This is a genomic window from Pseudomonas sp. MPDS, from assembly GCF_013283895.1.
Lineage (GTDB): Bacteria > Pseudomonadota > Gammaproteobacteria > Pseudomonadales > Pseudomonadaceae > Aquipseudomonas > Aquipseudomonas rhizophila.
Genome location: NZ_CP054128.1, coordinates 3,440,911 through 3,467,599 on the forward strand (window position 1 = coordinate 3,440,911; position 26,689 = coordinate 3,467,599).

Below are 26,689 nucleotides of genomic sequence, written 5' to 3' on the forward strand. Positions count from 1 at the left end.
ATGCAATGGCCGATGCTCCGTGCTGCGAGCAAATGGACAAGTCTGATGGGGTGGCCAAGAAGTCCCCTTGCAAACCCGGCCAGGAATGCAAGACCGGAGGACTTCTCCAGACCACCGTGATCAAGAGCATATCCCCTCTCCCCTCACGCCCCGAGATATTGCTGACCCAGTCGGTGATTAAGCGAGAGCCCGCAGGAATCTGGCGCCCTCCTCGTTTCGTCTAATGCAGTGATCATCCCGCGCCTTACAGTCAGGCGCATCGTCGCGGTCACGTTTCGTAGCTGCGACCTCGATCAATCGCATTGGAGGCGAAAGCATGTCCGCTTTCCTTTTTCCACGCCGTGGCTTTCTCGGTGTGTTGGCTGCCGCATTCTGGGCAGCTCCCTGGCTTGCCGCGCAGGCGCAGCCCCTAACTTTCGAACGAGCTCAAGCTCTGGCCGAGCAGAGTGCCCCTGAGAACCTCGCGCGCCAGGCGCAGGTGGCATCGGCACAGCAGGCTGTCGAGCCCGCAGACGCCCTGCCCGATCCCAAGCTGATTCTAGGCATCGACAACCTGCCGATCGAAGGCCCTGACCGTTACACGCTTAATCGTGACTCCATGACCATGCGCCGCATTGGGTTCATGCAGGAAGTCCCCAACAGTGACAAGCGTCAGGCTCGGCGCCAGTTGGCCGAGGCTTCAGTAGGCCGAGCCGAGGCCGAGCAGCGTGCCATGCAGTTGGAGATCAAGCGCCAGACGGCAGTGAGCTGGCTGGATGTGTACTACGCCGAACGCAGTGTTGGCCTCTTCGATCAACTGGACCGTCAGATCGAGATGCTCCGCTCGACCGTGCAATCGCTGATTGCCGGCGGTAGTGCTCAGCCTGGCGAGCTGTTGCAGGCCGACCAGGAAGCTTTGGCGTTACAAGATCGGCGAGATGAACTGAATCGCGATGTGGCAGTAGCTCGTGCCAAGCTGCGCCGCTGGATAGGCAACGAGGCTGACCAGCCTTTGCAAGGAGGTGTTCCCAATCTGAACCTGGCGGCACCGCACCTGCAGCAACGCATTGCTTCACACCCTGAGTTGCGCGCTGCCTCCGCCCGCGTCGGCGAGGCTAGCGCCGAGCTGAACGAGGCCATCGCCGAGAAGACCCCCGACTGGGGTGTTGAGTTTGCCTACAACAATCGCGACAACCAGTTCGGCGATATGGTGATGGTGCAATTCACCTTCGACCTGCCGTTGTTCGTAGGCACACGTCAGGGGCCCAAGATCAACGCCAGACAACAAAGCGTGTCGCAGATGGAAGCCGAGCAGGAAGCATTACTGCGCGCCCATCAGGCTGAGCTGGAAGGCGGTATTGCCGAGCTTGAGCAACTGCGCAGGACCTTGTCACGCACCGAAAAAACCTTGATCCCGCTTGCAAGCAAACGTGCCGATCTCGAACTGGCCGCCTACCAAGCCGGTAACAGCCAGCTCACATCCGTTATTACTGCCCAGCGCGACCTGATTGAGGCGCAGCTGCGGCAGATTGAACAGCAGCGCAAGTTGAGCCAGCTCTCCGCAAGCCTGTACTACGCCTATGTGGAGGGACTGAGATGAAGATATCGGCATTTGGTTTTGCGGTCGCCTTGCTGGCCGTGGGCATTGGCGCGGCAGGCGGCTACTGGCTGGCCCAGCGGCAGGCCAAACATGAGGTTCTGCCCAGTTCTGCACCGACGGACGAGCGCAAGGTGCTCTATTGGTACGACCCGATGCAGCCCGAGCAGCGCTTCGATAAACCGGGCAAGTCACCTTTTATGGATATGGAGCTTGTCCCTAAATACGCGGGATCCGAGCAGGATCCGTCTGTCCTGAGCGTCCCCGCTCAAGCCGTGCAAAGCCTCGGAATGCGAACTTCTCCGGTGATCCGCGGTGTACTGCCCTCGGGTATCGAGGCGGTCGGTTCCCTGGCCTATAACCAGCGAGAGGTGGCGAACCTCCAGGCTCGCGCTGGCGGATTCGTCGAGCGGGTTTACGGGCGTGCCCCGGGCGATGTGCTGCCTGCCGGTACCCCCCTGGTCGACCTGCTGATTCCCGAGTGGTTCGCCGCGCAGTTGGAGTTCCTGGCGGTACTGCGTACCGCTGACATTCGCTTGATAAGTGCGACCCAAGAGCGCCTGCGCCTGCTCGGCATGCCTCAAGCGTTGATCGAGCAGGTTCGCCGCAGCGGCAAACCGCGGGCGGTGCAAACCCTCACCACACCTATCGCCGGCGAGCTCCAAGCCTTGCAGGTACGCGCCGGGATGACCGTGGAGGCGGGTCAGGACCTGGCCAGGATCAACGGGCTGTCCACGGTCTGGCTCGATGCGGCGATACCCGAAGCAATGGCTGGAATGGTTCAGGTTGGGGCTGACATCCGCGCCACCCTGACCGCCTTCCCCGGGCAACCGCTGCAGGGCCGCGTCATCGCTTTGTTGCCGAGTGCCGACCCGCAAACGCGCACGCTCACGGTACGCAGCGAGCTACCCAACCCTGCCGGTAAGTTGCGCCCCGGCATGTTCGCCGCCGTACGCCTGAACAGTACCGTCGAACAACCCGCGCTTCTTGTGCCGAGTGAAGCCGTGATTCGCACCGGCAAGCGTGCATTGGTGATGCTGGCCGAAGGCGACGGACGCTACCGTCCCCAGGAAATCAGTCTGGGCCGCGAGGCCGATGGGCGCCTCGAAGTGCTGTCCGGCCTAGAGGAAGGTCAGGCGGTCGTCACCTCCGGCCAGTTCCTCATCGATTCGGAAGCCAGCCTGCAGGGCATCATGGCCAGCCATGCCGAGCAGGACAATGAGAAGGAACTACATGAGTCCCATGGTGTGATTCGCGCTCTGGACGCTGAGGAAGTCACCCTGGAGCACGGGCCATTCGAGAGCCTGAATATGCCCGGTATGACCATGGCATTTCCACTGGCCAGCCCCGAAGTAGCGGCTGGGCTTAAGCCCGGGGATCACGTGCGTATCGGCGTCCGCCAGACGGATTCCGGCCTGCGGGTCGAGCGGCTCGTCAATCAAGGAGAGCGGCCATGATCGCGCGCCTGATCCACTGGTCGATCGGCAACCGCTTCCTGGTACTGCTGGCCACCCTGTTCATCACCGCCCTGGGCATCTGGTCACTGCGCAACACGCCGTTGGATGCACTGCCGGATCTGTCCGACACCCAGGTCATCATCCGCACCAGCTTCCCCGGCCAGGCACCGCAGATTGTCGAGAACCAGGTGACCTACCCGCTGGCCACCACCATGCTCTCGGTGCCGGGGGCGAAGACAGTGCGCGGCTACTCGTTCTTCGGCGACTCCTTCGTTTATGTGCTGTTCGAGGACGATACCGACCTCTACTGGGCGCGCTCGCGGGTGCTGGAGTACCTCAACCAGGCGCAGGAACGCCTGCCCGAGGGTGTTACCACCACCCTTGGGCCGGATGCCACCGGCGTGGGCTGGATCTACCAGTACGCCTTGGTCGACCGCAGCGGCCAGCATGATCTTGCCCAGCTGCGGGCACTGCAGGACTGGTTCCTCAAGTACGAACTCAAGAGCCTGCCCAACGTAGCCGAGGTAGCCACCCTCGGCGGCATGGTCAAGCAGTATCAGGTGCTGCTCGATCCGCAGAAGCTGGTGGCTTATGGGGTAACTCAGCAGGAGGTCGAAGCGGCGCTGAAGAGCGCCAATCAGGAAACCGGTGGTGCCATCCTGGAGCTGGCGGAACGCGAGTACATGGTGCGGGCTTCAGGTTATCTAGAGAGCCTGGAGGATTTCCACAATGTGCCGCTGCGGGCTTCGGCCAGCGGAGTTCCGGTGCTGCTGGGTCAGGTGGCCACCATTCAGCTGGGGCCAGAGATGCGTCGTGGCATTGCCGAGCTGGATGGCCAGGGGGAAGTGGTAGGCGGCGTGGTCATCTTGCGCTCCGGAAAGAATGCCCGCGATGCCATCGCCGCGGTGAAGACCAAGCTGGACAGCCTGAAGGGCAGCCTGCCGGCCGGCGTCGAGGTGGTCGCCACCTATGACCGTTCGCAACTGATCGACCGCGCCATCGACAACCTCAGCTATAAGCTGCTGGAAGAGTTCGCGGTGGTTGCCCTGGTTTGCCTGATCTTCCTCTGGCACCTGCGCTCGTCGCTGGTCGCGATCATCACCCTGCCCCTGGGCATCCTGATGGCCTTCATTGTCATGCGCTACCAGGGCGTCAATGCCAACATCATGTCGCTCGGCGGGATCGCCATCGCCATCGGTGCCATGGTCGACGCAGCCGTGGTGATGATCGAGAACGCGCACAAGCACATCGAGGCCTGGAAGGCCCGGAATCCTGATGAGCACCTCCATGGCGAGGCGCACTGGCGAGTGATCGGCGAAGCCGCAGCCGAAGTCGGGCCCGCGCTGTTCTTCAGCCTGCTGATCATCACCCTGTCCTTCCTCCCCGTTTTCACTCTGGAGGCTCAGGAGGGCCGGTTATTTGGCCCACTGGCCTTTACCAAGACCTATGCCATGGCGGCCGCCGCCGGACTGTCGATCACCCTGGTGCCGGTGCTGATGGGCTACTGGATTCGTGGGCATATCCCCAACGAACAGCAAAACCCGCTAAATCGCTGGCTGATCAATGCCTACCGGCCGGTGTTGGAAGCGGTGCTGGCTTGGCCGAAAACAACGCTGGCGCTGGCATTGGTGGTTTTTCTCTCTAGCGTCTGGCCACTTATCCAGCTAGGCGGTGAGTTCCTGCCACCCATGGATGAGGGCGATCTGCTGTACATGCCATCTGCCCTGCCCGGCCTGCCGGCAAGCAAGGCCAGTCAGTTGCTGCAGCAGACCAACCGGATGATCCTTACCGTGCCGGAAGTGGCGCGGGTGTTCGGCAAAGCCGGTCGAGCAGAAACGGCCACCGACCCAGCGCCGCTGGAGATGTTCGAGACCACGGTACAGTTCAAGCCGCGCGATCAGTGGCGCCCGGGAATGACACCAGAGAAGCTCATCGAGGCATTGGACCAGGCGGTGAAAGTCCCGGGGCTGTCCAACATCTGGGTTCCACCGATCCGTAACCGCATCGATATGCTGGCCACGGGGATCAAGAGTCCCATCGGGGTGAAAGTTTCCGGAACCTCGCTGGCCGAGATTGAGCGCATAACGCGTGACATTGAGGCCGTCGCCAAGGAGGTACCTGGCGTGAGTTCGGCGCTGGCGGAGCGGCTGACCGGCGGTCGCTATGTGGACATCCAGATCGATCGCCTGGCCGCGGCGCGCTATGGCCTGAGCATCGCCGACGTGCAGGCGGTGGTATCGGGCGCTATAGGCGGCAGCAATATCGGTGAAACGGTCGAGGGGCTGGCCCGCTTCCCGATCAGCCTGCGCTATCCCAGGGAGTGGCGTGACAGCCCGGAAGCGTTGCAGCGCATGCCGATTCTCACCGCAGTGGGCCAGCAAATCACCCTAGGAACCGTCGCCCAGATCAGTCTGACAGAAGGGCCGCCGATGTTGCGCAGCGAGAACGGGCGTCTCTCGGGCTGGGTCTATGTCGATGTCCGCGGTCGCGATCTGGCATCGACTGTGCGAGAACTGCAGGAGCGTGTCACGAATGGTGTGCCACTGGTTGCGGGGGTGACAGTCTCCTACTCCGGTCAATTTGAATTCCTAGAGCGCGCCAATGCACGCCTGACTTGGGTCGTGCCGGCGACCTTGCTGATCATCTTCGTGCTGCTCTACCTGACATTCAGCCGTTTCAGCGAGGCCCTGTTGATCATGGCCACACTACCCTTCGCCCTGTCAGGCGGTGTCTGGTTGCTCTACTGGTTCGGCTTCAACCTGTCGGTTGCCACTGGGGTCGGCTTTATCGCCTTGGCGGGAGTCTCGGCGGAATTTGGGGTGATCATGCTGCTGTATCTGAAGAACGCCTGGCATGCGCGCGTGGATGCAGGGCGCAGCGACGATCCGGCCCTGCTGGAGGCAATTCGCGAAGGAGCCGTCCTGCGTGTCAGACCCAAGGTGATGACCGTTGCCGTGATCATCGCTGGCCTGCTGCCCATTCTCTGGGGCGGCGGAGCGGGTTCAGAGGTCATGAAACGCATTGCCGCACCTATGGTTGGCGGCATGATCACAGCCCCGCTGCTGTCCATGCTGGTGTTGCCTGCCGCCTATTGGTTGATGCGTCGACGGGGTAAACGAAAGAGTTACTAACCACAGGAGCTATAGCTCTGAATGTTCAGGTGAGCCCCTCCGCCATATGACGAAGGGGCTTATCTGTCTTAAATCACGCGTTTAACGCTCAGGTAATCGCCCTTGGTCTTCAGCGTGATGGTCACGTCGCGGTTGCTGCGGTTGCGCCAGAACCAGCCGTGTGTACCGTCGAAGATGGCGGTGAATTCACCCTTGTCGCCCTTGATCTGCTTACCCTTGCTATAGCTGTGGTAGTAGCCCTTTGGGCCGTTGTAGGGTTCGCCATGGGTGTCGTGGTTGACCGGAACACCATTGGTCGTCCACTCGTAGCTGACCGTGGCCTTGTTCAGCATCTCCAGCTTGATTTCACTGGCCTCACCTGGCTTCAGGGTGACGGTTATCTCGTCAGACTTCAGGGCTGGCTGAGGCTCTGCGGCTGGTTCAGCCACAGGCACTGCCGCGACTTGCTCTTGAGCTACCGGCTGAACAGGCACGGGGGCTTGAGCGACTGGAGCCGCAGCTGGCTGAACCGCTGCATCCGCTGCCGCTTCTTCGGCCAGGGTTATCTTCATTTCGCCCATCTGGGTCAGGCCGAGTACGCGACCAACGCCCGTCGGGTCGATGGCGTACTCCGAAGGCATCACCACGGTGACCAGTAAGGCTGCGGCAACACCCACGGCGATCACAGTGGAGCGCAGCAGTTGGTGGCTGGTAGGCAATTCGCTTTGGGTCGGAAGCTTGGTATTGAACATGCTGATAATTCCTTACTGAGAGACGATCAGGCCGGTGAGCTGGTAACCCATCAAGAGGAAACCGGCGCTCATCATGGCGACATTGGCGGTGTAGGCATGACGCCAGAAGCTGGCGGTGCGCCGCCAGTAGCCCATGACAATCAGGATGGCGCTCAAGGCCAGGAGCTGGCCGATTTCGACGCCGACGTTGAAGGCAATCAGGTTGGCAATCAGGCCGTCTGCCGAGATCTCGTATTCCTGGATCTTGGTCGCCAGACCAAAGCCATGCAGCAGGCCGAAAATCAGCGTGGCCGCCTTGGTATCGGGCTGATAACCGAACCAGCGCTGGAACGCGCCCAGGTTATCCAGCGCCTTGTACACCACCGAGAAACCGATGATGGCGTCGATCACATAGGAGCTGATGTTGATTTCCGCTAGTACGCCCAGCAGCAGCGTCACGGTGTGGCCCACGGCGAACAGGGTGACGTAGAGCCCTACGTCCTTCAGGCGGTAGAGAAAGAAGATCACCCCGAAGAGGAACAGCAGGTGGTCGTAGCCGGTGATCATGTGCTTGGCACCTATATAGATGAACGGCAGCACCATCACCCCGGAACTTTCCTGGATAAAGCCCTTGTCGCCCTCGGCGACAGCGTGGGCCAGTGCGTCAGGCATGCCGAGAAACAGCAATGCCGTGAACAGCAGCAACAGTAGTAACGAGCGATTCGGGCGCACGACAGATGCGTCCATTGCGCCCATAGATAGCGAATGCATGGTTGAGTCCTAAATTAAAGGGGGCTTGGGCCGCACAGCGGCCTGTGTCAGATCACGAATGTGGCGCGCGGTGGCCGCTCGATCAGGAAGATCGGGCTTGGAGGAATGGAGTAATGAGGGGCTGGTATCGGCTGCGCACGTTCTGGCAGCGTGCTTATTCTCAGCAGCGCGGTCAGATGCGGTGTTTCATGCAAGTGGTCGGCTGTCAGCGGCGAGTGGCAGTGATCCCCGTACGCAGCACAGGCCTGCGTCTCATCACCATGCGCATGCGAATGAGCACCGTCATTGCCACCCAAGGCAGGCTGGCTCGACCCCATAAACAGCGCAGAGGTATGCCCGGCCCAAGCCAGCAATATGGCGAGAGCAAGGGCAAAAATCACCTTGGTGCTAATGGGATTGCTGAGCATGTTGTGGTTCTTTCGATGCCTAAGCGAGTGGCTTTTATGGAGAGGTAGCCGGTTTGACCATATCCCCCCCTGGGGGATAGCATGCGAGCGTAATTCATCGACGCACGAGACTCAAGGCATGAGCGATCACGAACACGGCCACCAGCACCAAAGTCATGGCGACATCATCAAAAGGTTGAAAAGAGCGGAGGGCCACCTGCGCAGCATCGTCACCATGATCGAAGAAAGCCGGGCCTGCGTCGACATCGCCCAGCAGCTGCATGCCGTGGAAAAAGCCGTCTGCCAGGCCAAGCGTGTGCTGATCCAGGATCATATCGATCACTGTCTGGAACACACGATCGAAGCACTCGCAACCGGCGAGCGCGCGTCACTCGAAGATTTCAAGCAAATCACCAAGTACCTCTAGGTCATTACCCCCATGTCGAGCTTCGCCGAACTGCTGCAACAGGGGGCCTCTCAGGCCTGGCTGTACTTCCCCAGCGCCATTCTGCTGGGTGCTTTGCACGGCTTGGAGCCAGGGCACTCGAAGACCATGATGGCGGCGTTTATCGTGGCCATTCGTGGCACGGTGAAGCAGGCCATTCTGCTAGGCCTTGCCGCAACGCTTTCGCACACCGCTGTAGTCTGGCTGGTGGCCATGGGCGGCATGTACCTGGGGCAGAATTTGGATGCCGAAACTACCGAGCCGTATTTCCAGCTCGCGTCCGCCACCATCATTATCACCATCGCCCTGTGGATGCTCTGGCGCACCTGGCGTGGCGAGCAGATGTGGCGCTTCGAGGAAGGTGATGAGCATCAACACGAGCACCACCACGATGAAACGCAGCGCATCGACACCGGACATGGGCGTATCGAGCTGTCGATCTTCGAGGAAAGTACTCCACCGCGCTGGCGGCTGAAGACCTTGAGTGGCCATGTCTGGCCGGCTGCCGAAGTGAGCCTGCTGACGACTCGCCCCGATGGACTGGCCCAGCAGTTTTGCTTCGTTGACCGCGGTGATTACCTAGAGTCAGTCGACGTGATTCCCGAGCCCCACGAATTCACCGCGCGCCTGAGTCTGGGCCATGCCGGACATTCCCACGACTATGACCTGGAGTTCCGCGAGCACGACCACGGTCATGAGCACTCCGAGCTGGAAGAGCTGGAGCTGTCGCTGGACGGCTATCAGGATGCCCATGAGCGGGCGCATGCCAACGACATCCGTAAACGCTTCAGCAATCGCAATGTCACCACCGGCCAGATCATCCTGTTCGGTCTGACTGGCGGACTCATTCCCTGCCCGGCAGCGATCACCGTGCTGCTGCTCTGCCTGCAAGTGAAAGAAGTCGCCCTGGGTGCCGTCCTGGTGCTGTGTTTCAGCATTGGTCTGGCCATCACCCTGGTCACCGTTGGTGCCGCCGCCGCTATTGGCGCTCGGCAAGCCTCCAATCGCTGGCCCTGGCTCGGTGTTGTCGCGCGTCGCGCCCCTTACCTGTCCAGCCTGCTGATCATTGGGGTGGGGATTTACGTTGGCTTCCACGGCTGGATCGGCCTGAACGCCTAGCCGATGTGGGAGTTATCCGGTTATTTCGGCCTGTTCTTCGCCGCCTTCGGTGCCGCCACGCTGCTGCCCATGCAGTCGGAGGCGGTGCTGGTCGGGTTGCTGCTGACCGACCGCTACGCGGCCTGGGCACTGCTGGCAGTGGCCACCACGGGCAATGTGCTGGGTTCGGCACTGAACTGGCTGCTGGGCCGTTCCATCGAGCATTACCGGCACAAGCGCTGGTTTCCCGTCAGCGAAGGCAAACTGGAAAAGGCCCAGCAGGCTTATCACCGCTTCGGTCGCTGGTCGCTGCTGCTCAGTTGGGTGCCGATCATTGGTGATCCGCTTACCGTGGTAGCCGGTGTTATGCGCGAACCGTTCTGGAGCTATCTGTTGATCGTGACACTGGCCAAGGCCACTCGCTATCTGGTGCTAGCTGCCTTGACGCTTGGGTGGTTTGGGTGAGCCTGCATAAGCGCGACACCAACCTGGATCTGATCAAGTGGCTGGCGATGCTGACCATGCTGCTGGATCACCTGCGCTACGTCTGGCCTGACACCGAATGGCTGTTCATCGTCGGACGCTTAGCCTTTCCACTGTTCTGCCTGGGCGTCGCAGCCAACGTGGCGCGCTCGCAATCGGGGGCGCTGTACAGCGAAGCCAATGCGCGCTACCTGGGCTGGATGGCGGCGTTTGCGCTGATCTCGGAGTTGCCCTATCGCCTGCTATCCAGCGACAGCAGCACGCTCAACGTGATGCCTTCGCTGCTGCTGGGCCTGCTGATCGCCTGGGGCGCCCACCACCGCGGACGCGACGGTTTGGTTCTGGCTCTGGCCGGCGTGACTGTCGCGGTGCTGATCCAGGAGCGCCTGATGTACGGGGTTTTCGGTGCACTGCTGCCGGCGGCATTGCTCCTGGCCATTCAGCTCCCCGGGCTTGTGTGGCTCTTGCCGGCCGCACTGTGCGTACTGGCCAACAGTCGCAACCGCTGGCTCGCGGAGTGGGAGTTGCAGCCCTACAGCTTGCTGATCGTGAGCACAGCGTTCTTCGCCCCTCTGCTTGGGCTATGGCTGTTGAGTCGACCGGACCGGCTCAGGATCTGGCCGGTCACGCGTTGGGGCTATTGGTTCTACCCTGGACATCTGGCGGCACTGCACCTGATCCGCTCGTTCAGCTAGCTCAGATTTCCCTCTTCAGAAACCTTCTTGCCCGATGCAGGCCTCTTGCCATACCTTGCAGATGTGACCTGCGTCACACACAACAAGAAGCTGAAAAGGAGTTCCTCATGAAGAAGTTTTCTGCTGTTCTGATTGCTGCTGTTCTCGCCCTAACCTCCGTTGCCGCTCTCGCCCACAGCGGTGGAACGGATTCGAAAGGCTGCCACCGCAACCACAAAACGGGCGACTACCACTGCCACTAAGCATTCGCCAGTAGCGACTGGTCACCGTCTTTCATTTACGGTGGCCAGCGTTCCAGGCTATCGACGAACCCATCGTGTCGCACCAGATACCGCCAAGCATGTTTTCAACACTGTAGACATTCTATCTCTATTACGACGATGTAATTTTCACTTCACTTTTATGACAGCTCGTTAAGTTTATATTTTAATCACTACCTTAAGGAGTGATTAAATATGAAAAATTTAAGAGTTATAGCCGCACTTTCGATTTTGACCATTTCTTCTTTTGCCATGGCAGAAGGCGGTGCTGATCGTGTTTATGGTCGGATGATTCAGGCTAATGAGCAGTCCATGCAAGAGTATGCTGCTGCTAACGGAAAGAATCCGCCCGAAGTTATTCATTACCGCTACGGCATGAAGCTAGATATCGCTAAGGTCGTGGCCACTACCTCAACGGACTCTAGCTGCAATGTGATGCCGGCTCAGATGACCTACGAGGACTCCAACGGCGATCTGAATATTCTTGAATACCGGGCAGCCGGGACAGGTTGCCGGAATCAAAACTAATAAATGACATCGCGCTGACTGAAAAGTAATTTTCAAGTCACCCTGACGTTATTTGGCATGTGGAAATATGACCAAGGCGCGCCTGGCTATGCCCGGCGCGCTTGGCACATATATGCGACCACACAATAACAACTGCCAATAACATCAGGAGCATTTATGAATAACAGGACCCTGTTAGGACTGTCTCTGCTCGCTCTGAGCGTCAGTACTGGGCAAGCTGCAATGGCCGCCGGCGAGAAAGGCGAGGGATTTATCGAAGGCAGCAGCCTGACCATCCTCAATCGAAACCTCTACTTCAACCGCGATTTCCGTAAAGGCCAGTCCAGCAGCTCGGGTAATGGCTATTCGGAGGAGTGGGCGCATGGCGTGATAGGCCGATTCGAGTCTGGCTTTACCGAGGGCACCGTAGGTTTTGGTGTCGATGCCTTTGCCATGCTAGGACTCAAACTTGACACCGGCGACGGCCGTTCCGGGGCCGGCGGCTCAGTCGATGTGATGCCTTACAACAGCCTCGGGCAGGCGGAGGACAACTACTCCAAACTGGGGGGTGCGGTGAAAGCTCGGTTCATGGATACCGAGATCAAGGCAGGCGACGTCTTTCCTGTCAGCCCGGTCGTCCAATACGGTGATGCGCGGCTGTTACCGGAGAGCTTCCGAGGTGTCACCGTGGTCAACAGCCGCGTGGAAGGATTGTCGCTTCAAGGCGGTCGCCTCCACTCGATGAGCCAACCCAATACCAGCAGCATGCGCGACGGCTTCGCTACCTTCTACGCGGGCGAAGTGGACTCGCCATGGATCGCCTATTTCGGTGGTGATTACACGCTTAATGACAACGTCGGCTTTAGTCTCTACACCAGCCGCCTCAAGGATGCCTGGAATCAATATTACGCGGGCACCACGCTGAGCTACCCGCTTGCGGACGATGTCGCCTTGATCGGCGGGCTGAACTACTACAAGGCGGTCGATGAAGGGAGGCAGCTCCTCGGGAGCTTCGATAACAACATCTGGAGCGGCAAGGTCGGCATCCAATTCGGCGCTCATACAGTGCTGGTGGGTCTCCAGCGCAACAATGGCGATGATGACTTCGACTACTTGCGCCAATCGGACTCCATCTACCTCGACAACTCCATCCAGTACAGCGACTTCAACTCGCCGAAGGAGAAGTCATGGCAAGTGCGCTATGACCTGGATATGGAGCCTTTCGGTGTGCCTGGATTGAGCTTCATGACTCGATATGCCCAGGGCTGGGATGCCGACTACAGCAACGCCAACGAAGTCTATATGCGCCGTGATGACAACGGCGATCCGTTGACCAACCAGAAGCGCTGGGAGCGGGACATCGAGGCCAAGTACGTTGTGCAGTCTGGGTCGTTGAAGGACATGTCCTTTCGCATTCGACAAGCCACGACTCGCGCCACCGACTTCGAGTCGGATTTGGATGAGTTCCGCCTGATTGTCGAGTACCCGCTGGAAGTTCTCTAACCCTGGCAAGCGAGCGGGTTGATTGCCCCGCTCGCTCCTTGGTCCTGCTGTCCCCTCGTAGTGCTCCTTTGGTTTGGAGACAGCCCTTGGCGCCCTAGGGCGCCTTTTTTACTTAGGTTAAAGGACGTATGAAAATGAGTCGGCCACTACACACAAGCGGCCGTGCTGGCAGGCAGTACTACTGGGCGGGATATTCTGCAACGACCTGATCAGAACCCGTCTTGGTCAAGCCAATGACCTGGTAGGCATGCTGTACGCCATCGACTTCCATGCCGGGGGAGCCCGCCGGCATCCCGGGAACAGCGATGCCCAGCAGATCATCGCGCTTGGTGAGTTCGATGACCTGAGCCGCCGGCACATGACCTTCGACGAACTTGCCGTCAATCACCGCGGTGTGGCAAGACGCTAACCGTGGCGCGACGCCCAGTCTTTGCTTCACTGCTGTCATGTTGCTTTCAACATGGTCGACGACTTTGAAGCCATTCGCTTCGAGGTGTGAAATCCACTTCTTGCAACATCCGCAATTGGCATCACGATGGACATCAATCGTCAGGGCATCAGCTGCTTGAACCGCAGACGTGACGGAGAGAGCGGCCAGTAAGGCCAGATATTTAGCTTTCATGTACGTGCTCTTTGCCATCGGCGTGGGTGTGGGTCTTGGGCGAGGCGTTCGGAGCCTGCTCGGCGTGATGATCACCTCCGTTGGACGACGCCTCATCTCCAGCATGGTGGTCATCGCCACTCATATCCGAATGGTGACCTGCCTTAGGTGCGGAGCCACCCTCGCTATCCGTAGCCGCGGCATCGTGATGACCAGGCTCTCCAGCATCACCTGATCCATGATGGTCATCGCCACCGCCACTATTGTCATGATGGCCAGGCTTGTTGTCGCCGTGCTGTCCTTCATGGTTATGCATCTGCGTTTCCCCACCACCGTGCTGATGGCCGCCACTGGATGCGACGAGTGTTTGGTATTGCTTGGCATCCATCGTCGGCAGTTGGTTGAGGAAGGCAACCATGCCCCAGATGTACTCGTCTCCCATGCTCTTGCCCCACGCAGGCATACCCGTTGCCTTGATGCCATGCTTGATCACCCAGAACGCTGCTGACGGATTGCCATCGACACCGATCTTGGCGAGGTTGGGGGGCGCAGGATAAAGCGATTGGCTTAGCTCGGTCTCCGCCACACCTGGCGCCAAATGACAGCCGATACACATGGAGTTGTAGTTGCCCGCACCGGCGCGAATAAGAGCTTGATCATCCAGGTTGGGAACCTCGATGTCCCGCGAACGGACTTCGATAGAGCGGTCACGGGCCATCGTGAGAAACGCATGCACTGCAGGAAAATGGGGATCGTCGGCCCCCACGTTGACCACGCCAAAGTAGGCGCCGGCCAGGACAGCTGTGCTACCGACCACGCCGGCCGCCACCAAAGTTTTAATTGTTCTTTTCATGTCAGGTTCTCAAAACCACATCCGGATACCGGCGACAAAACGCGCCTCGTCTACATCACCGCCCTCGTCGCGCACCATGTCTGCCGTGTTGCCATAGGAGCGGCTCCAGGAAACCCCGATATAGGGGGCAAACTGCCTGACAATCTCGTAACGCAGACGCAAGCCGAGCTCGGTATTTGCCAACCCAGACCCCACACCTCGCTCAGGATCGTTCTTGCCGTAGAAGTTCATTTCGGCAGTTGGCTGGAGAATCAGCCGGTTGGTCAGCAGAATGTCGTACTCGCCCTCCAGTCGGGCAGCAGTTTGGCCATTCTCGCCGACGAAGGCCGTGGCTTCGGCCTCAAAGGCGTAAAGCGCCATGCCCTGGATACCGAAGGCGGCCCAAGTCTGCGGCGACTCCGGTTTGAAGTCCTGGCGAACGCCCGCGACGACATCCCACCAAGGGCCGATCGAGCGGCCGTACAGCAGCTGTAATTCAGCATCCTCGGTCACGCCGTTGGTACGCTCGCCTTCGGAGCGGAACCAGACCCGGTTGATATCACCGCCTACCCAGCCCGACGCATCCCAGGCCAGGGTGCTGCCCTCATCTGCGTCCTGGTATTCGAGCTGATCGAGCAGGAAAAAACTGTTGATGGCGCTGTCGTGAACCTTGTGGCCAGGTAATGGCGGGAAAGCCGCTTGGCGATCAGCATCCGTCAGAACGGGAATCGGCGTACGGCTGGTGGTTCTCGGGGCTTCAGCGGAGCCATGGTTCATCTTTGAATGATCCATGCCCTCCATCTGTCCTTGCATGGCGCCATGCCCCATCTTGCTGTGATCCATAGCCTGGGCCTTCTCTTGGCTCTGGCCGTGGCCCATCTGGCTATGATCCATGCTGCCCGAAGCACCCTGCATGGCACCATGGTCCATCTTGCTGTGATCCATGCCCTCCATCGGCGCTTTGGTAGCGCCGTGGCTCATCTGGCTATGGTCCATCGACATGGTGCCGTGCCCCATTGCCGAATGATCCATTTCTTCCGCAGCCAAAGTAACGCCGCCGCTGAACGCACTCAGCGACACAGCCAGCGCCAAGAGAGATGGACGTGAAAACCTAGTGGTCATGGTTCGAACCTGCTTCGGCTTCGGTGCCGCCATGCTTATCCATCATGTTTTCGTGATTCATGCCGTCATGCTTCATGTCTCCGTGATCCATGGCGCCATGATCCATATGCTGGCCAGCCGCCTTATCCTTCGACTGATCTGCGTGATTGCCACTGGCGGTCTTGGGCACAGCCGACTCGGCAGCATGTTGTTCGTGCTCACTGTGCCCCTCACCTGCCAACGAAACCGGTGCGTGCAGGGCAGCCAATAGGCTGAACATGACTGCGCTGCCAGCCAGGGCATTTCGCTTCATAAAAGTGCTCATCAGAAATCTCCTTTACTCATCCACACGAACTTCACGGAACATGCCCATTTCCATGTGGAGCAACAGGTGGCAGTGATAGGCCCAACGACCCAACGCATCGGCAGTCACTCGATAGCTGCGCTTGGAACCTGGCGGCATGTCGATGGTGTGTTTACGCACCAGGAAATTGCCGTTCGCATCCTCCAGGTCGCTCCACATGCCATGAAGATGGATCGGATGAGTCATCATGGTGTCGTTGACCAGCGTGATGCGAACACGCTCGCCGTACTTGAGGCGCAGAGGCTCGGCGTCAGAGAACTTGATGCCATCGAAGGACCAGGAGAATTTCTCCATGTGCCCGGTAAGGTGCAGCTCGATGGTGCGACTTGGTTCGCGACCATCCGGGTCGAGGAAGGTGCTGCGCAGGTCAGAGTACGTGAGGACGCGTCGGCCGTTGTCTCGCAAACCAATACCTGGGTCGTCCAACTTATGCGTTGGTGTCATGGTTTGCATATCGACCAGCGGGTTGTTGGTCTCTGAGGCTGGGTGTGCCTGCATGGCACCTGCCATGCCTGCCATGCCCGAATGATCCATTCCAGCCATCTGGCTGTGATCCATGCCGGCCATGCCACCCTGCATGCTCCCATGATCCATGCCCGCCATACTGCCGTGGTCCATTCCGGCCATGTTCCCGTGATCCATACCGCCCATGCTGCCGTGATCCATACCCATGTCGCCCATGGCAATCAGCGGACGCGGGTCGGGGCTGGGTACTGGTGCACTCAACCCCTCCTGTACAGCAAGGGTGCCGCGCGCATAGCCAGTGCGGTCCATGGATTGGGCAAACACGGTATAGGCCTGTTCGCTGTCTGGTTCGATGATCACGTCGTAGGTCTCGGCCACGGCGATACGGAACTCGTCGACGCTGACCGGTTTGACGTGCAGACCATCGGCCGCAACCACAGTCATCTTCAGGCCTGGGATGCGCACATCGAAATAGGTCATAGCCGAGGCATTAATGAACCGCAGGCGGATCTTTTCGCCTGGTTTGAATATGCCGGTCCAGTTGCCATCAGGTGCCTGGCCATTCATCAGGTAGGTGTAGGTGTAGCCACTGACGTCAGCGAGATCCGTCGGGCTCATCTTCATCTCGGCCCACATCTTGCGATCGGCTACGGCGGCGGACCAACCCATCTCGCTTACGTCATCGATGAAGTCACCAACGGTGCGTTTGTGCTGGTTGTAGTAGTCCGACTGTTTCTTGAGCTTGGCCAGTACCCGCGTTGGATTTTCATCCGTCCAGTCGCTCAGCAACACGACGTAATCACGGTCGTAACTGAAGGGCTCGGGCTCCTTGGCATCGATGACCAGCGCACCGTATACGCCGACCTGCTCCTGGAGCCCAGAATGGCTGTGATACCAGTAGGTGCCGTTCTGGTTGACCTTGAACTTGTACTCATACATGCCATCAGGGGCGATGCCATGGAAGCTCAGGCCAGGAACACCATCCATGTTCGCCGGCAGGATGATGCCGTGCCAATGGATGGAGGTGTCCTCCTTGAGGCGGTTGCGCACGCGCAATGTGACGGTATCGCCTTCGCGCCAACGAAGAATCGGCCCAGGGAGCGAGCCGTTGATGGTCATGGCCGTGCGCGCTGCGCCGGTGATGTTCACCGGGGTTTCACCGATGAATAGGTCGAATTCGTTACCAGTCAGTACGTTGGGCTGGCCGGGGCTGTTCACCGCCCAGACCGGCGTGCGCCACAGGCCAAGTCCGCCGATAATACCGGTGGCTGCCAGGCCTTTGACGAAGGTGCGCCTTGTGGTTTTGCTTTGCATGCCGTTTTGTCCAATCCGTCAAATGAGCCGGTGATGGTGTGCCCGGTCTCGGGTTCATGGCTGCTTCAATGTCGGGGATTTACCCCTCAACTTTCCACGTCGGTGCATTGCACAATGCCTTACCGACGATGAGCAGTATGAAACTGCCATATCCCAACCATCCGGGTGATTACATTTCTGTAAGGTAGATGACTTCAGCAGTTGGTGTGCTCTGCTTGCTCGGTTGGACTGCTGGCTACAGGAGCCTCAACTTTCTGCTGCTGGGCCACCCGGTAGGCCTCCAGAGACGTCTGGCGTGCCTGCTCCATGCGCGCGAAGGTTCGGTCAGCACCACCTTCAGCCATTGCCAAGCTGGAGATGCTCAGAGCAGTAACTACAAGCAGAGCTTTGATCGATTTCATTTTGGGTATTCCTCGTAAGTTAAGTGGTCCCTGCAACTGCAGAGGCCGAGCTTTAGGCTCGATGTCACGTTAACTAAGAGGGCCTGTCAGCAACCTGAGCCGAACATTACAGTTCTGTCAGGTTGCTATTTCTTTCTTGTAGCCCATCCAGAAGGCTCGGTACTGTCTTTCATGCCCTCATAAAGCCTTGCGAATTTCTTGAGAGGGCATGCTCGGCAGCGATGCCTAAGCTACTCAGGGTCATTCGCACCCGCGGATAAGACCACCAACAATTAAGAGAGATTGTCACTATGTCGAATAAATCCAACGTCGCTACCGGTGCCGCTCTGGCTCTCGTGGCCGCCAGCCTGTTTGCTACCCTGCCTGTCCAGGCCGCCCAGGACACCAAAGCAGCTGAAGTGAAGTGCTTCGGCGTCAACGGTTGCAAGGGCCAGAACGACTGCATGACCGCCAAAAATGCCTGCAAAGGCCAGGGAGAATGTAAAGGCCAGGGTTTCAAGCTGATGACTCAGGCCAAGTGCGATGAGGCCGGTGGCAAGACCAGCGAATAATGCCGTTGCGGGGAGTGCCTGCCACTCCCCTGCTGGAGTCTTGAATGAGTAAGCGCAAAACACTGGGTTTCGGTCTTGGCCTTCGCAGTGAGTATTACCAGCAGATTCTTGAACAGCGACCTGCGGTCGACTGGTTTGAGATCATTTCCGAGAATTACCTGGTGGGCGGTGGCAAGGCCCTCTACTTTCTCGATGCGATTGGCGAGCAATACCCGTTGGTGATGCACGGAGTATCGCTGTCGATCGGCGGTTCGCATAACCTGGACATGGGCTACCTACGACAGCTCAAGCAACTGGCGGACCGGGTACAGCCCCAGTGGGTTTCCGACCACTTGTGCTGGAGTCGCGGCAACGCCCATCAACTCCACGACCTGCTGCCGCTGCCGTTTACCCAAGAAAGCCTGCTGCATGTCGCCGCGCGGGTGCGTCTAGTGCAGGATGTTCTGGAACGTCCCATTGTGCTGGAGAACGTTTCTTCTTACGTGCAGTGGAAGACGTCCAGCATGAGCGAATCGCAGTTTCTCTCGGAACTGAGTTTCCTGACCGGTTGCGAATTGCTCCTTGACGTGAACAACGTCTACGTCAGCGCACGAAATCAGGATTTCGACCCATGGCAGTTCATCTTGGAATTGCCGCACGAGCGGATTCGTCAAATTCACCTGGCCGGGCATAGCGATTACGGGCAATACCTCATCGACACCCACGACCAGCCCATCGCTGACCCGGTTTGGGCGCTCTACAGCAAGACTTTGAGCTACTTGGGTCCAACGTCGACGTTGATCGAGCGGGATGATCATTTTCCACCGTTCGAGGATCTGTTATCCGAGTTGGAGCATGCCCGAGTTATCGCCAATGGCGTGATATCGAGGGCAACCCTTTGAGCCTAAGCGCCTTACAGACTGCATTTGAAACTTACCTGACAGATGGTGCCCTGCCCTCCAACGAGCTTTTGGAGCAAGTCCGGGGTTGCACTGCGCTGAGTGCCCTCGAAGGCCTGCGGATCTACCATAACGCCTATCGCTCGCGCCTGCTGGCGGTGCTGCGCGAGGATTTCCCGGCGCTGCAGCAATGGCTGGGAGAAGAGTCGTTCGAGCAACTCGCACTGGCCTATATCGCCGCCTGGCCACCGCGGCATTTCAGCATTCGCTGGCTGGGTGAAAAGCTGCCCGAGTTCATTCGCAGCTACATTGCGGAACCTCAACTTTCACCGATGCGCGAACTCGCGGAGCTGGAGTGGGCTTTTACACTGGCTTTCGATGCTCAGGATGTCGAAGCGCTTTCACTGCAGGCCATCAGTGAGTTTTCGGCTGAAGACTGGGTTTCATTCAGGGTTTCCCTGACTCCATCTGCCAGATGGCTGCGATTGCAGTACAACACCCTGGCGCTGTGGAAGGCTGCCAAGTCTGGGGATCTGCTTCCCGTTGCCACCCAACCAGCCGGGAATCGAGACTGTCTGGTCTGGCGTCATAACCTCGTATGCCAGTACCGAAGCCTGGAGCCAGAAGAGGCGTCAGCATTGCGGTTTTTCGTCGAGGGTGGATCGTTCGCCGAACTCTGCGAGTCATTGAGCGCAACACATGGAGAGCAAGCCCCCCTGCAGGCCGCAACTTGGTTGAAATTGTGGGTCAACGAAGGTTTGCTAAAGCTCAGGGCAACTATTCACGAATGACCCGGAACCTATAGGCTAGCGGCTTCTCTTTGGCCACTCCCGAGCGCGTCTATGACACACCGCATCATTCATTTCAAACAGCAAGCCTTGCTGGACCCAGAGACTTACCAGGCGATGCTGGCCGACGGCGTCGGTCATTGGGAGGCGCTTGTAGGAAAAGTCGTCGGAATAGAAGACGAGAAAAGCCACGAGTTCGCCGCATTGAAAAGCCTGTTCAAGCGAAAGCGCTACTCCTATGACACGCTGGAAATGCGCGAGCCAGGCGATCACTCAAACTGGCTTCGCGGCCGAGATGGGGATGAAGGTATTACTAACGAGGTCACCAGTATTCACGGGCTGAAAGAGCTCTCAGAACTGGAGATTTAGTCGGTCGGCAGGCCAGCGCTCAAGCGCTGACCTGGGCCGCATAACCAAGCTCCTGGATCAGCTCGCGGATCGATTCGGCACTTTCTGTGCTCTCTACAGTGACCTTGCCGGCTGCCCGATCCACCTCTACGCGTGCGTCCTGATCCAGCGTCTGGATGGCCTTCGTGATTTTGCTGACGCAACTGCCACAACCCATACCCGAAACATTCAGGCTGAACATCTCTCTCACCTCATTTCGTCCGCGGCTCAAGTTACCGCACAGACAGTATCGACCTTGACACGATGGCAAGGTCAAGTGCGCAAACGCAACAATAAGGCTCAGCCGTTGTTCACAGGCATCAGGATGGGGTTCGATGAACACACCACTACGTGCCTTGCGCCCCTCGTCAGGGCGACATACAGATTCTGAGCGGTCATAAGTTCAGGATGCAGAACAACCGAGACATCCGCCTCGAGCCCCTTGAGAAGTAATGTGCTGCCTACCGAGCGTCTTGCGATGGGGCGGGCAAGGTGTCGATTGCGTTCTCGCGCTTGAATGGCTGCACTCAGAAAGTCGGCTGTACCTCCCGCCACAGCTTGCATAGCGGACCGGCAGCAGTGCAGAACTTCCGGTCGGTACACCCGTGCCCCCGGCTGTTCGGCGAGGGCGTTGAGCACAAGGAGTGCTCGCTGCGGTGTTGGCTCCCCGACGAATGCGACGGCCTCGGCCTCGGCCGGGGTCGGTGGCGTTCGGGCACGTCCTGTGCGCAGAGACTCCACACGCGTTCGCAGGTTTGCTGCACCTACCCCCGTCATCACGCTTGAAGCAAATTCCGCAAGTTGTGCCAGAGCATTGGCACCCTGCAGGTTAAAGTTCCTGGCGAAGTTGACGAGGTCCCTTAGGTCGACGGCTTCGACGGCCATGGCGCCGGGTGTCTGGCTCGTGAGCTGATGGCGACCTTGCACGTTGATGGAGTCCCCGATGATGAGGACGCTGCCCCGAGCGTTGGGTGACTCGGTTCTAGCGGCCACCAGCCGCTGCTGGACTTCGGTCCCGGCGTTGAGCTGCACCCAGCGCACTTCTGCCGGAGCCGTGCGCAGATCCACCGGCTGGCCAACTTGAAGTTGCTGCCGTATGGCGAGTAGCCACTGCCCAAGGTTCTCAGCTCCGGCCAGCCGCCAGCGCCAGGGTATCCTCAGCTCTCCTGCCGCGGGGAACAGGGGCTGCACCTCATTCGCCCAATGCACCAGTCGATTGCCACGAAAGTCGAAGATGGCTTGCATTGGGTCACCGAGCACGCAGGTCGGTAGCACCTGGGCCAAACCTGACACGATGGCGTGCTGGACGACGTTGCAGTCCTGGTATTCGTCGACAAGCAAGCGCGCGTAAGTGGCACGGAGAGGCTGAGCAAGGTGGCCTGCCTGCAGTAACAGCATGGCGGCGTGCCGAATTGCAGGGTAGTCGGTGTTGGGCTGGTGGAGCTGTAAGATCTGTGGGTTATGGCCGCTTCGCGCTGGGAACTTAGCGATGAGGCGCATCGAGAATCCATCAATGGTGGAGACTCGATATGCGGAGTTAGGAACGCCGGCTCGTCTCAGGCGTGCCCGTAAGGCCGCAACGCCTGCGTTCGTGTGCGTTAGTACGAGTATGGGTTTGCTCTGCCTATGCGCGATGAGCGTCTCGGCAATCAATTGCGTTTTTCCACAACCTGCGGGGGCTGTTATGGAGCCACGCTCGATAGCGAAAAGATCGATCTCAAGGGGCACTTGTAAACGTCCAGAGCTGATTCGTGACTGCCATGAAGCCCTGGTCGGCGTTCTGTAGAGACGGGCCGACGATGTCCCTTGCAACCTCCTGATAGGTTGTCAACGACTTGAACCACCCGCTGTTGCGGATACGAGATGCAGCTCCCAAAAGCTCTCGCGTCGCGGGCAAGTAGCCCTGAATAAGTCTTTCAGCTTTGATGTCATGTAGTGTCATACGTCCTTGGGACTTCGTCTGGATGTGCGCATTCATCAGCTCTGCACCCACTATTGTTTCGGCTTTCGCCAGAAGTGCATCGAGTGCTTGGTCACTGAGATGGCGGAAGATCTCGTCCTCCAGAGTGAGACCTGGTCGCCATGTCAGAATTTGTCCGCCTGCGGCCAAGAATGCTTCAGGTAGCCCCGCGGTCGAAGGTTTGTCGGCGTCTACAAAAACCATCACGCGATAGCCTAGGTTCTGAAGTGCCGTTCCGCGGATAAGACTGTTATCGGGACTTCCCCCGCCGGCGTCCACATAAGCGCCACCATGAGCCAGGAATGAGGTAGCGCCAAGGCTGACCCACCATTGGTCAAGGCCACGCGCGAAGCCAACCTCGCTGGCACCCTCGCAAACGATAATGGATTTGGCGAGGAATGCCTCTGGGTCCTTCCGAAGGGTACTTTGTACTTCGTTGGCCTCCCCTGCTGCCATAACGCTGTGGCGTTGAGGCCCAGAGCGAACAACGAATAACTGGCTGCCGGACAATTCGCGCAGCGCGACCGGTGAGTGAGTCGTCATGAAGACCTGCAGCGGAGCGGCAGCGTCCTTTGCGCCCAGGGAGTCCAGGAATCGCATGAGCCGATGAGGTTCAAGTCCATATTCCACCTCATCGACAAGAGCAATTGGCGCGGCGCTAGCTGCAGCTCTTTGCAGCCCTGCCACTAGCAATCGCGACGAGCCCGTGCCAAGGGAGCGAAGGGGAATGCCTGTGTCGCTGTGCAGCGCGATCGCTCCCTCGCCAATAGACACAGAATGTGCGTCAAGGAGTGCTTGTGGCATCGCTCCAACCGAAACCCCAAGATGCTGAGCCGTGCGTTGCACCACCTCAAGCGTCTGAGTTAGATGTCCGGCGGCTTGATTGCCAAAGTTCGCTCTTGCTTGCCTCGCGGCGCGCGCAAGTTCGGCACCTAGCTCTGCACGCTCGTCAGTAAGTCGATTGAGCACTGAGCCACGACTCCACGACAAGTTCGAACTCGCAAAGCTGCCGATACGGGCGGGTGCTAGTGCCGCTCGTTCCTTCCAGGGAAGAGTGCGTTCGAGTTGCTGCTGCTCCGCACGCTCAGAAAAAAGTGTCCAGGTAGGTTCCAAATCGGCACCAACTTGCAGAAGCAAGGTGATAACGGTCTCCAGCCCCGCTCGCGGTTCGTCTTCGACTTCTCCCGTTCCTGGATTGAATCCACGCAAGAACTCGCCGTAAACATCGATATCCATCAGCGATACCGGCAAATCGCCAAGCGTCACACTGATGGTGATGGGTGTTTCGACGTTCAGAGCGAAGAAGTCCATGTCGCCGAACGTGCCGCCCCGGCGGGCACCGACGCAAAGGTCAATCGCATCTAGAATGCTGGACTTTCCACTATCGCCAGGACCTATGAGGCAGTTAATTCCTGGGGCCGGCACCCAGTCGAGCGCCTGGATAGATCGGAAGTTGCTGATAATCAGTCTGCGAATGCGGGCCACGGAGAGTCCTCATGGGTTAACGACGACCAGTCTCCTACCCGCAGCGGCAACAGTCCATAGAACGTCACCTCGTCACTATGTGTTGCGACAGATAGGTCGGACCGGAAACTACCGTACGGCATTTTCCGGTCAGATGCGCTTCTGAATAATCACCTGGTCGGTGGTATGGAAGCCTATCCCATGTCCGTTGATTTCAACCTCAGAGCATTGAAGACCACCGACGCCGAGCTGACACTCATCGCCAGCGCAGCAATCAAGGGCGACAGAAGATGCCCCGTCAGCGGGTACAGCAGCCCCGCTGCTAGCGGGATTCCCATCGCGTTGTAGATGAACGCAAAGGCGAGGTTCTGCCTCATGTTTTTCACGGTTGCCACTGACAGGGTGCGCGCTCGCAGGATGCCGATCAGATCTCCCTTGACCAGCGTCACTTGGGCGCTGTTCATCGCCACATCGGTACCGGTGCCCATGGCGATACCTACGTCAGACCTGGCCAGGGCGGGCGCATCGTTGATACCGTCACCCGCCATGGCGACACGACGGCCATAGCCCTGCAAATCGGCGACTAGTTTCTCCTTATCCTGCGGTTTGACCTCACCATGCACTTCCTCGATTCCGAGCTGCTGCGCCACGGCTCTTGCTGTGGTGAGGCCATCACCAGTGGCCATGATGACCTTTACGTCTTCGCTTTGAAGCTTGGAGACAGCCTGTTGAGAAGTAGGCTTGATCGGATCGGAAACGGCCAGTAGTCCCGCCAGGCGGCCATCAACGGCCAAATAGATGATGCTGATGCCTCCCAGACGCAGTTGCTCGGCGCGATTGCGCAGCGGGGTAATATCGACGCCCGCCTCGTCCATCAGTGCGGTGTTGCCGAGCTGCAGCTGATAGTCATCGACCTGGCCGCGCACACCAATACCCGAGCCAGATTCGAAAGTGTCCGGTTTGACCAGTGCAATGCCCTGACCGCGCGCATGATCGACTATGGCATGAGCCAGCGGGTGCTCACTACCCTGGTCGAGACTAGCAGCCAGGCGCAGCACTTCATTGGAGTCGTAACCGCCTGTCCCTTCCGCACTATGGAATACGGGACGCCCCTCAGTCAGGGTTCCAGTCTTGTCGACGATGAGCGTGTCGATCTTGCATAGATTTTCGATGGCGCTGGCATCGCGGAACAACACACCGCTGCTAGCGGCCTTGCCAGTCGCAACCATGACGGACATCGGGGTTGCCAGACCCAGAGCGCAGGGACACGCAATGATTAGCACCGCCACCGCATTGATCAGGCCAAATACCCAGCCTGATTCCGGCCCTAATAGCCCCCAGCCGAAGAAGGTCAGAATCGCGATCAGGATCACCCCGACCACGAAATACCCTGCCACCGCATCAGCCATACGCTGCATGGGGGCCTTGGAACGTTGGGCTCTGGCCACCATCTGAACGATCTGCGACAGCATGGTCTCGGCACCGACCTTCTGCGCCTCCATCACCAGGCTTCCATGGGTGTTCATGGTGGCACCGATAAGGGCATCCCCTACCCGCTTGGTCACGGGTAACGGTTCTCCGGTAAGCATCGACTCGTCGACGGCGCTCTCCCCCTCTAGAACCGTACCGTCCACCGGGACTTTCTCTCCCGGCCGGACACGTAGGTGGTCGCCCTGATGGACATGTGTCAGCGGAATATCTTCTTCCTGGCCATCGTGCTTGATGCGACGCGCAGTCTTTGGTGCCAGCCTCAGCAGTGACTTGATGGCTGCCGAAGTCTGCGAGCGGGCCTTGAGTTCGAGCATTTGGCCCAACAGCGTGAGTGAGATAATCACTGCGGCTGCTTCAAAATAGACGCCGATACGTCCGTCCTGGGCAAAGGCCGCCGGAAACCACTGCGGAACCAAGGTAGCGGCCACGCTGTAGAGATAGGCAGCGGCCGTTCCCAAACCGATCAGGGTCCACATGTTGGGGCTGCGGTGGCGGATGGAGTCAATGCCGCGGGTGAAGAATACCCAGCCACCCCATAGCGTCACGGGCGTCGCCAGAGCCAGCTCGACCCAGTTCTGGGTCGTGCCATGAAACAGTTGCAAGGAATGGCCGGCCATCGCCAATACGGTCACGATGACGGTCAACGGTAGGGTCCACCAGAACCGCAGCGAGAAGTCCTTCAGCTCTGGATTTTCCTCCTCTTCCAGCTCCGGGATGACAGGTTCCAGCGTCATCCCGCAGATCGGGCAGTTTCCGGGAGCCGGTTGACGGATTTCTGGATGCATCGGGCAGGTGTATTCAGCACCTACAGGTGTCGATGTGGGTGCTGGAGTCGCGTGCTGGTGATGCTCCCCATGAGACTGATGGCTCATGTACTGATGAGGATCTGCTTGGAATTTCTCTAGGCACTTCGCACTGCAGAAATGATAGGCCTTCCCTTCAAAGCTCTCGCGATAAGGGCCATCAGGTTTGACCTCCATGCCACACACCGGGTCGCGCTGGCTCTCGGAGTGGGCGTGCGAGTTATGTGAATGATCCTGGTCATGATGGCAGGAGGTCTTTTGCATGCG

General features: G+C 58.9%; 27 protein-coding genes. 14 read left to right on the forward strand and 13 right to left on the reverse strand.

All coding sequences use genetic code 11. From position 1 onward, the window contains the following. Window positions 1–316: 316 nt before the first annotated feature. Genes HQ912_RS15100 through HQ912_RS15110 form a run of 3 tightly spaced genes read left to right on the forward strand, consistent with a single transcriptional unit; the run spans window position 317 to window position 6,164 of the window. Entirely contained in the window at window positions 317–1,579 is a 1,263-nt protein-coding gene (locus HQ912_RS15100; protein ID WP_173406978.1) for a TolC family protein, read from the forward strand. Further along, window positions 1,576–3,033: an efflux RND transporter periplasmic adaptor subunit gene (locus HQ912_RS15105; protein ID WP_039588624.1), complete on the forward strand. Its 1,458-nt coding sequence runs from the start codon at window positions 1,576–1,578 to the stop codon at window positions 3,031–3,033. Before HQ912_RS15100 ends, HQ912_RS15105 begins: the two co-directional genes overlap by 4 nt. Further along, window positions 3,030–6,164: an efflux RND transporter permease subunit gene (locus HQ912_RS15110; protein WP_173406979.1), complete on the forward strand. Its 3,135-nt coding sequence runs from the start codon at window positions 3,030–3,032 to the stop codon at window positions 6,162–6,164. The genes HQ912_RS15105 and HQ912_RS15110 overlap by 4 nt, the downstream gene beginning before the upstream one ends. Before the next feature lie 68 nt (window positions 6,165–6,232). Here HQ912_RS15110 and HQ912_RS15115 read toward each other — a convergent pair whose 3' ends face one another. Genes HQ912_RS15115 through HQ912_RS15125 form a run of 3 tightly spaced genes read right to left on the reverse strand, consistent with a single transcriptional unit; the run spans window position 6,233 to window position 8,052 of the window. Beyond that, the gene (locus HQ912_RS15115) at window positions 6,233–6,895 is read right to left on the reverse strand and encodes a hypothetical protein (RefSeq protein WP_039588627.1); all 663 of its coding nucleotides are present in this window, start codon (window positions 6,893–6,895) and stop codon (window positions 6,233–6,235) included. Between the two features lie 12 nt (window positions 6,896–6,907). After that, complete coding sequence (locus HQ912_RS15120) at window positions 6,908–7,645, reverse strand: HupE/UreJ family protein (protein WP_039588628.1); 738 nt, start codon at window positions 7,643–7,645, stop codon at window positions 6,908–6,910. 47 nt (window positions 7,646–7,692) lie between these two features. Continuing rightward, window positions 7,693–8,052, reverse strand: coding sequence for a hypothetical protein (locus tag HQ912_RS15125; protein WP_082112035.1), 360 nt, complete (start codon window positions 8,050–8,052; stop codon window positions 7,693–7,695). Window positions 8,053–8,170: 118 nt separating this feature from the next. Between HQ912_RS15125 and mreA the strand changes: the two genes are divergently transcribed. From mreA to HQ912_RS15160, 7 genes are all read left to right on the forward strand, one after another. After that, a complete protein-coding gene (gene mreA, locus HQ912_RS15130; protein ID WP_039588631.1) occupies window positions 8,171–8,458 on the forward strand; it encodes a metal-sensing transcriptional repressor MreA in 288 nt (95 codons plus the stop codon). Between the two features lie 12 nt (window positions 8,459–8,470). Then, on the forward strand, window positions 8,471–9,595 hold the full coding sequence (locus HQ912_RS15135) for a nickel/cobalt efflux transporter (RefSeq protein ID WP_039588632.1): 1,125 nt from the start codon (window positions 8,471–8,473) through the stop codon (window positions 9,593–9,595). Between the two features lie 3 nt (window positions 9,596–9,598). Then, entirely contained in the window at window positions 9,599–10,039 is a 441-nt protein-coding gene (locus tag HQ912_RS15140) for a YqaA family protein (RefSeq protein WP_039588633.1), read from the forward strand. Further along, a complete protein-coding gene (locus HQ912_RS15145) occupies window positions 10,036–10,752 on the forward strand; it encodes a TraX family protein (protein ID WP_039588811.1) in 717 nt (238 codons plus the stop codon). Before HQ912_RS15140 ends, HQ912_RS15145 begins: the two co-directional genes overlap by 4 nt. 107 nt (window positions 10,753–10,859) lie before the next feature. Then, complete coding sequence (locus HQ912_RS15150) at window positions 10,860–10,994, forward strand: YHYH domain-containing protein (protein WP_010490700.1); 135 nt, start codon at window positions 10,860–10,862, stop codon at window positions 10,992–10,994. Window positions 10,995–11,207: 213 nt separating this feature from the next. Then, window positions 11,208–11,540, forward strand: a complete 333-nt coding sequence (locus HQ912_RS15155) for a DUF2790 domain-containing protein (protein WP_039588634.1) — start codon at window positions 11,208–11,210, stop codon at window positions 11,538–11,540. A 156-nt stretch (window positions 11,541–11,696) separates the two neighbouring features. After that, the gene (locus tag HQ912_RS15160; RefSeq protein WP_039588635.1) at window positions 11,697–13,022 is read left to right on the forward strand and encodes an OprD family porin; all 1,326 of its coding nucleotides are present in this window, start codon (window positions 11,697–11,699) and stop codon (window positions 13,020–13,022) included. A 178-nt stretch (window positions 13,023–13,200) separates the two neighbouring features. Here HQ912_RS15160 and HQ912_RS15165 read toward each other — a convergent pair whose 3' ends face one another. The 6 genes from HQ912_RS15165 to HQ912_RS15190 form a co-directional block, all read right to left on the reverse strand. Continuing rightward, on the reverse strand, window positions 13,201–13,644 hold the full coding sequence (locus HQ912_RS15165; protein ID WP_003246746.1) for a DUF411 domain-containing protein: 444 nt from the start codon (window positions 13,642–13,644) through the stop codon (window positions 13,201–13,203). Further along, window positions 13,634–14,476: a c-type cytochrome gene (locus tag HQ912_RS15170; RefSeq protein WP_003139525.1), complete on the reverse strand. Its 843-nt coding sequence runs from the start codon at window positions 14,474–14,476 to the stop codon at window positions 13,634–13,636. The genes HQ912_RS15165 and HQ912_RS15170 overlap by 11 nt, the downstream gene beginning before the upstream one ends. 9 nt (window positions 14,477–14,485) lie before the next feature. Beyond that, a complete protein-coding gene (locus HQ912_RS15175) occupies window positions 14,486–15,577 on the reverse strand; it encodes a copper resistance protein B (RefSeq protein WP_004374649.1) in 1,092 nt (363 codons plus the stop codon). After that, complete coding sequence (locus HQ912_RS15180; protein WP_009686150.1) at window positions 15,567–15,881, reverse strand: hypothetical protein; 315 nt, start codon at window positions 15,879–15,881, stop codon at window positions 15,567–15,569. The genes HQ912_RS15175 and HQ912_RS15180 overlap by 11 nt, the downstream gene beginning before the upstream one ends. Before the next feature lie 12 nt (window positions 15,882–15,893). After that, on the reverse strand, window positions 15,894–17,699 hold the full coding sequence (locus tag HQ912_RS15185; RefSeq protein ID WP_173406980.1) for a copper resistance system multicopper oxidase: 1,806 nt from the start codon (window positions 17,697–17,699) through the stop codon (window positions 15,894–15,896). A 194-nt stretch (window positions 17,700–17,893) separates the two neighbouring features. Next, window positions 17,894–18,100 carry a co-regulatory protein PtrA N-terminal domain-containing protein gene (locus HQ912_RS15190; protein ID WP_003139535.1) on the reverse strand — a complete coding sequence of 69 codons (207 nt, stop codon included), beginning with the start codon at window positions 18,098–18,100 and terminating at the stop codon, window positions 17,894–17,896. 290 nt (window positions 18,101–18,390) lie between these two features. Here HQ912_RS15190 and HQ912_RS15195 point away from each other — a divergent pair, with 290 nt between their 5' ends. From HQ912_RS15195 to HQ912_RS15210, 4 genes are read left to right on the forward strand one after another with little or no spacing between them, the layout of a single operon-like run. Beyond that, window positions 18,391–18,651 carry a membrane protein gene (locus tag HQ912_RS15195; RefSeq protein WP_004577564.1) on the forward strand — a complete coding sequence of 87 codons (261 nt, stop codon included), beginning with the start codon at window positions 18,391–18,393 and terminating at the stop codon, window positions 18,649–18,651. Window positions 18,652–18,695: 44 nt separating this feature from the next. Continuing rightward, window positions 18,696–19,532 carry a DUF692 domain-containing protein gene (locus HQ912_RS15200; protein WP_173406981.1) on the forward strand — a complete coding sequence of 279 codons (837 nt, stop codon included), beginning with the start codon at window positions 18,696–18,698 and terminating at the stop codon, window positions 19,530–19,532. Continuing rightward, the gene (locus HQ912_RS15205; protein WP_039588637.1) at window positions 19,529–20,320 is read left to right on the forward strand and encodes a DNA-binding domain-containing protein; all 792 of its coding nucleotides are present in this window, start codon (window positions 19,529–19,531) and stop codon (window positions 20,318–20,320) included. Before HQ912_RS15200 ends, HQ912_RS15205 begins: the two co-directional genes overlap by 4 nt. A gap of 51 nt (window positions 20,321–20,371) precedes the next feature. Continuing rightward, the gene (locus tag HQ912_RS15210) at window positions 20,372–20,686 is read left to right on the forward strand and encodes a hypothetical protein (RefSeq protein ID WP_003139538.1); all 315 of its coding nucleotides are present in this window, start codon (window positions 20,372–20,374) and stop codon (window positions 20,684–20,686) included. A gap of 19 nt (window positions 20,687–20,705) precedes the next feature. Here HQ912_RS15210 and HQ912_RS15215 read toward each other — a convergent pair whose 3' ends face one another. From HQ912_RS15215 to HQ912_RS15230, 4 genes are all read right to left on the reverse strand, one after another. Next, the gene (locus HQ912_RS15215; protein WP_003139539.1) at window positions 20,706–20,906 is read right to left on the reverse strand and encodes a heavy-metal-associated domain-containing protein; all 201 of its coding nucleotides are present in this window, start codon (window positions 20,904–20,906) and stop codon (window positions 20,706–20,708) included. Between the two features lie 98 nt (window positions 20,907–21,004). Continuing rightward, window positions 21,005–22,432 (reverse strand): UvrD-helicase domain-containing protein, encoded by a 1,428-nt coding sequence (locus HQ912_RS15220; RefSeq protein ID WP_037058566.1) that lies wholly within the window; start codon window positions 22,430–22,432, stop codon window positions 21,005–21,007. Continuing rightward, window positions 22,422–24,149, reverse strand: coding sequence for an ATP-dependent nuclease (locus HQ912_RS15225; protein WP_039588639.1), 1,728 nt, complete (start codon window positions 24,147–24,149; stop codon window positions 22,422–22,424). Before HQ912_RS15225 ends, HQ912_RS15220 begins: the two co-directional genes overlap by 11 nt. Before the next feature lie 173 nt (window positions 24,150–24,322). Continuing rightward, window positions 24,323–26,686 (reverse strand): heavy metal translocating P-type ATPase, encoded by a 2,364-nt coding sequence (locus tag HQ912_RS15230; RefSeq protein WP_158248164.1) that lies wholly within the window; start codon window positions 26,684–26,686, stop codon window positions 24,323–24,325. Window positions 26,687–26,689 lie beyond the last annotated feature (3 nt).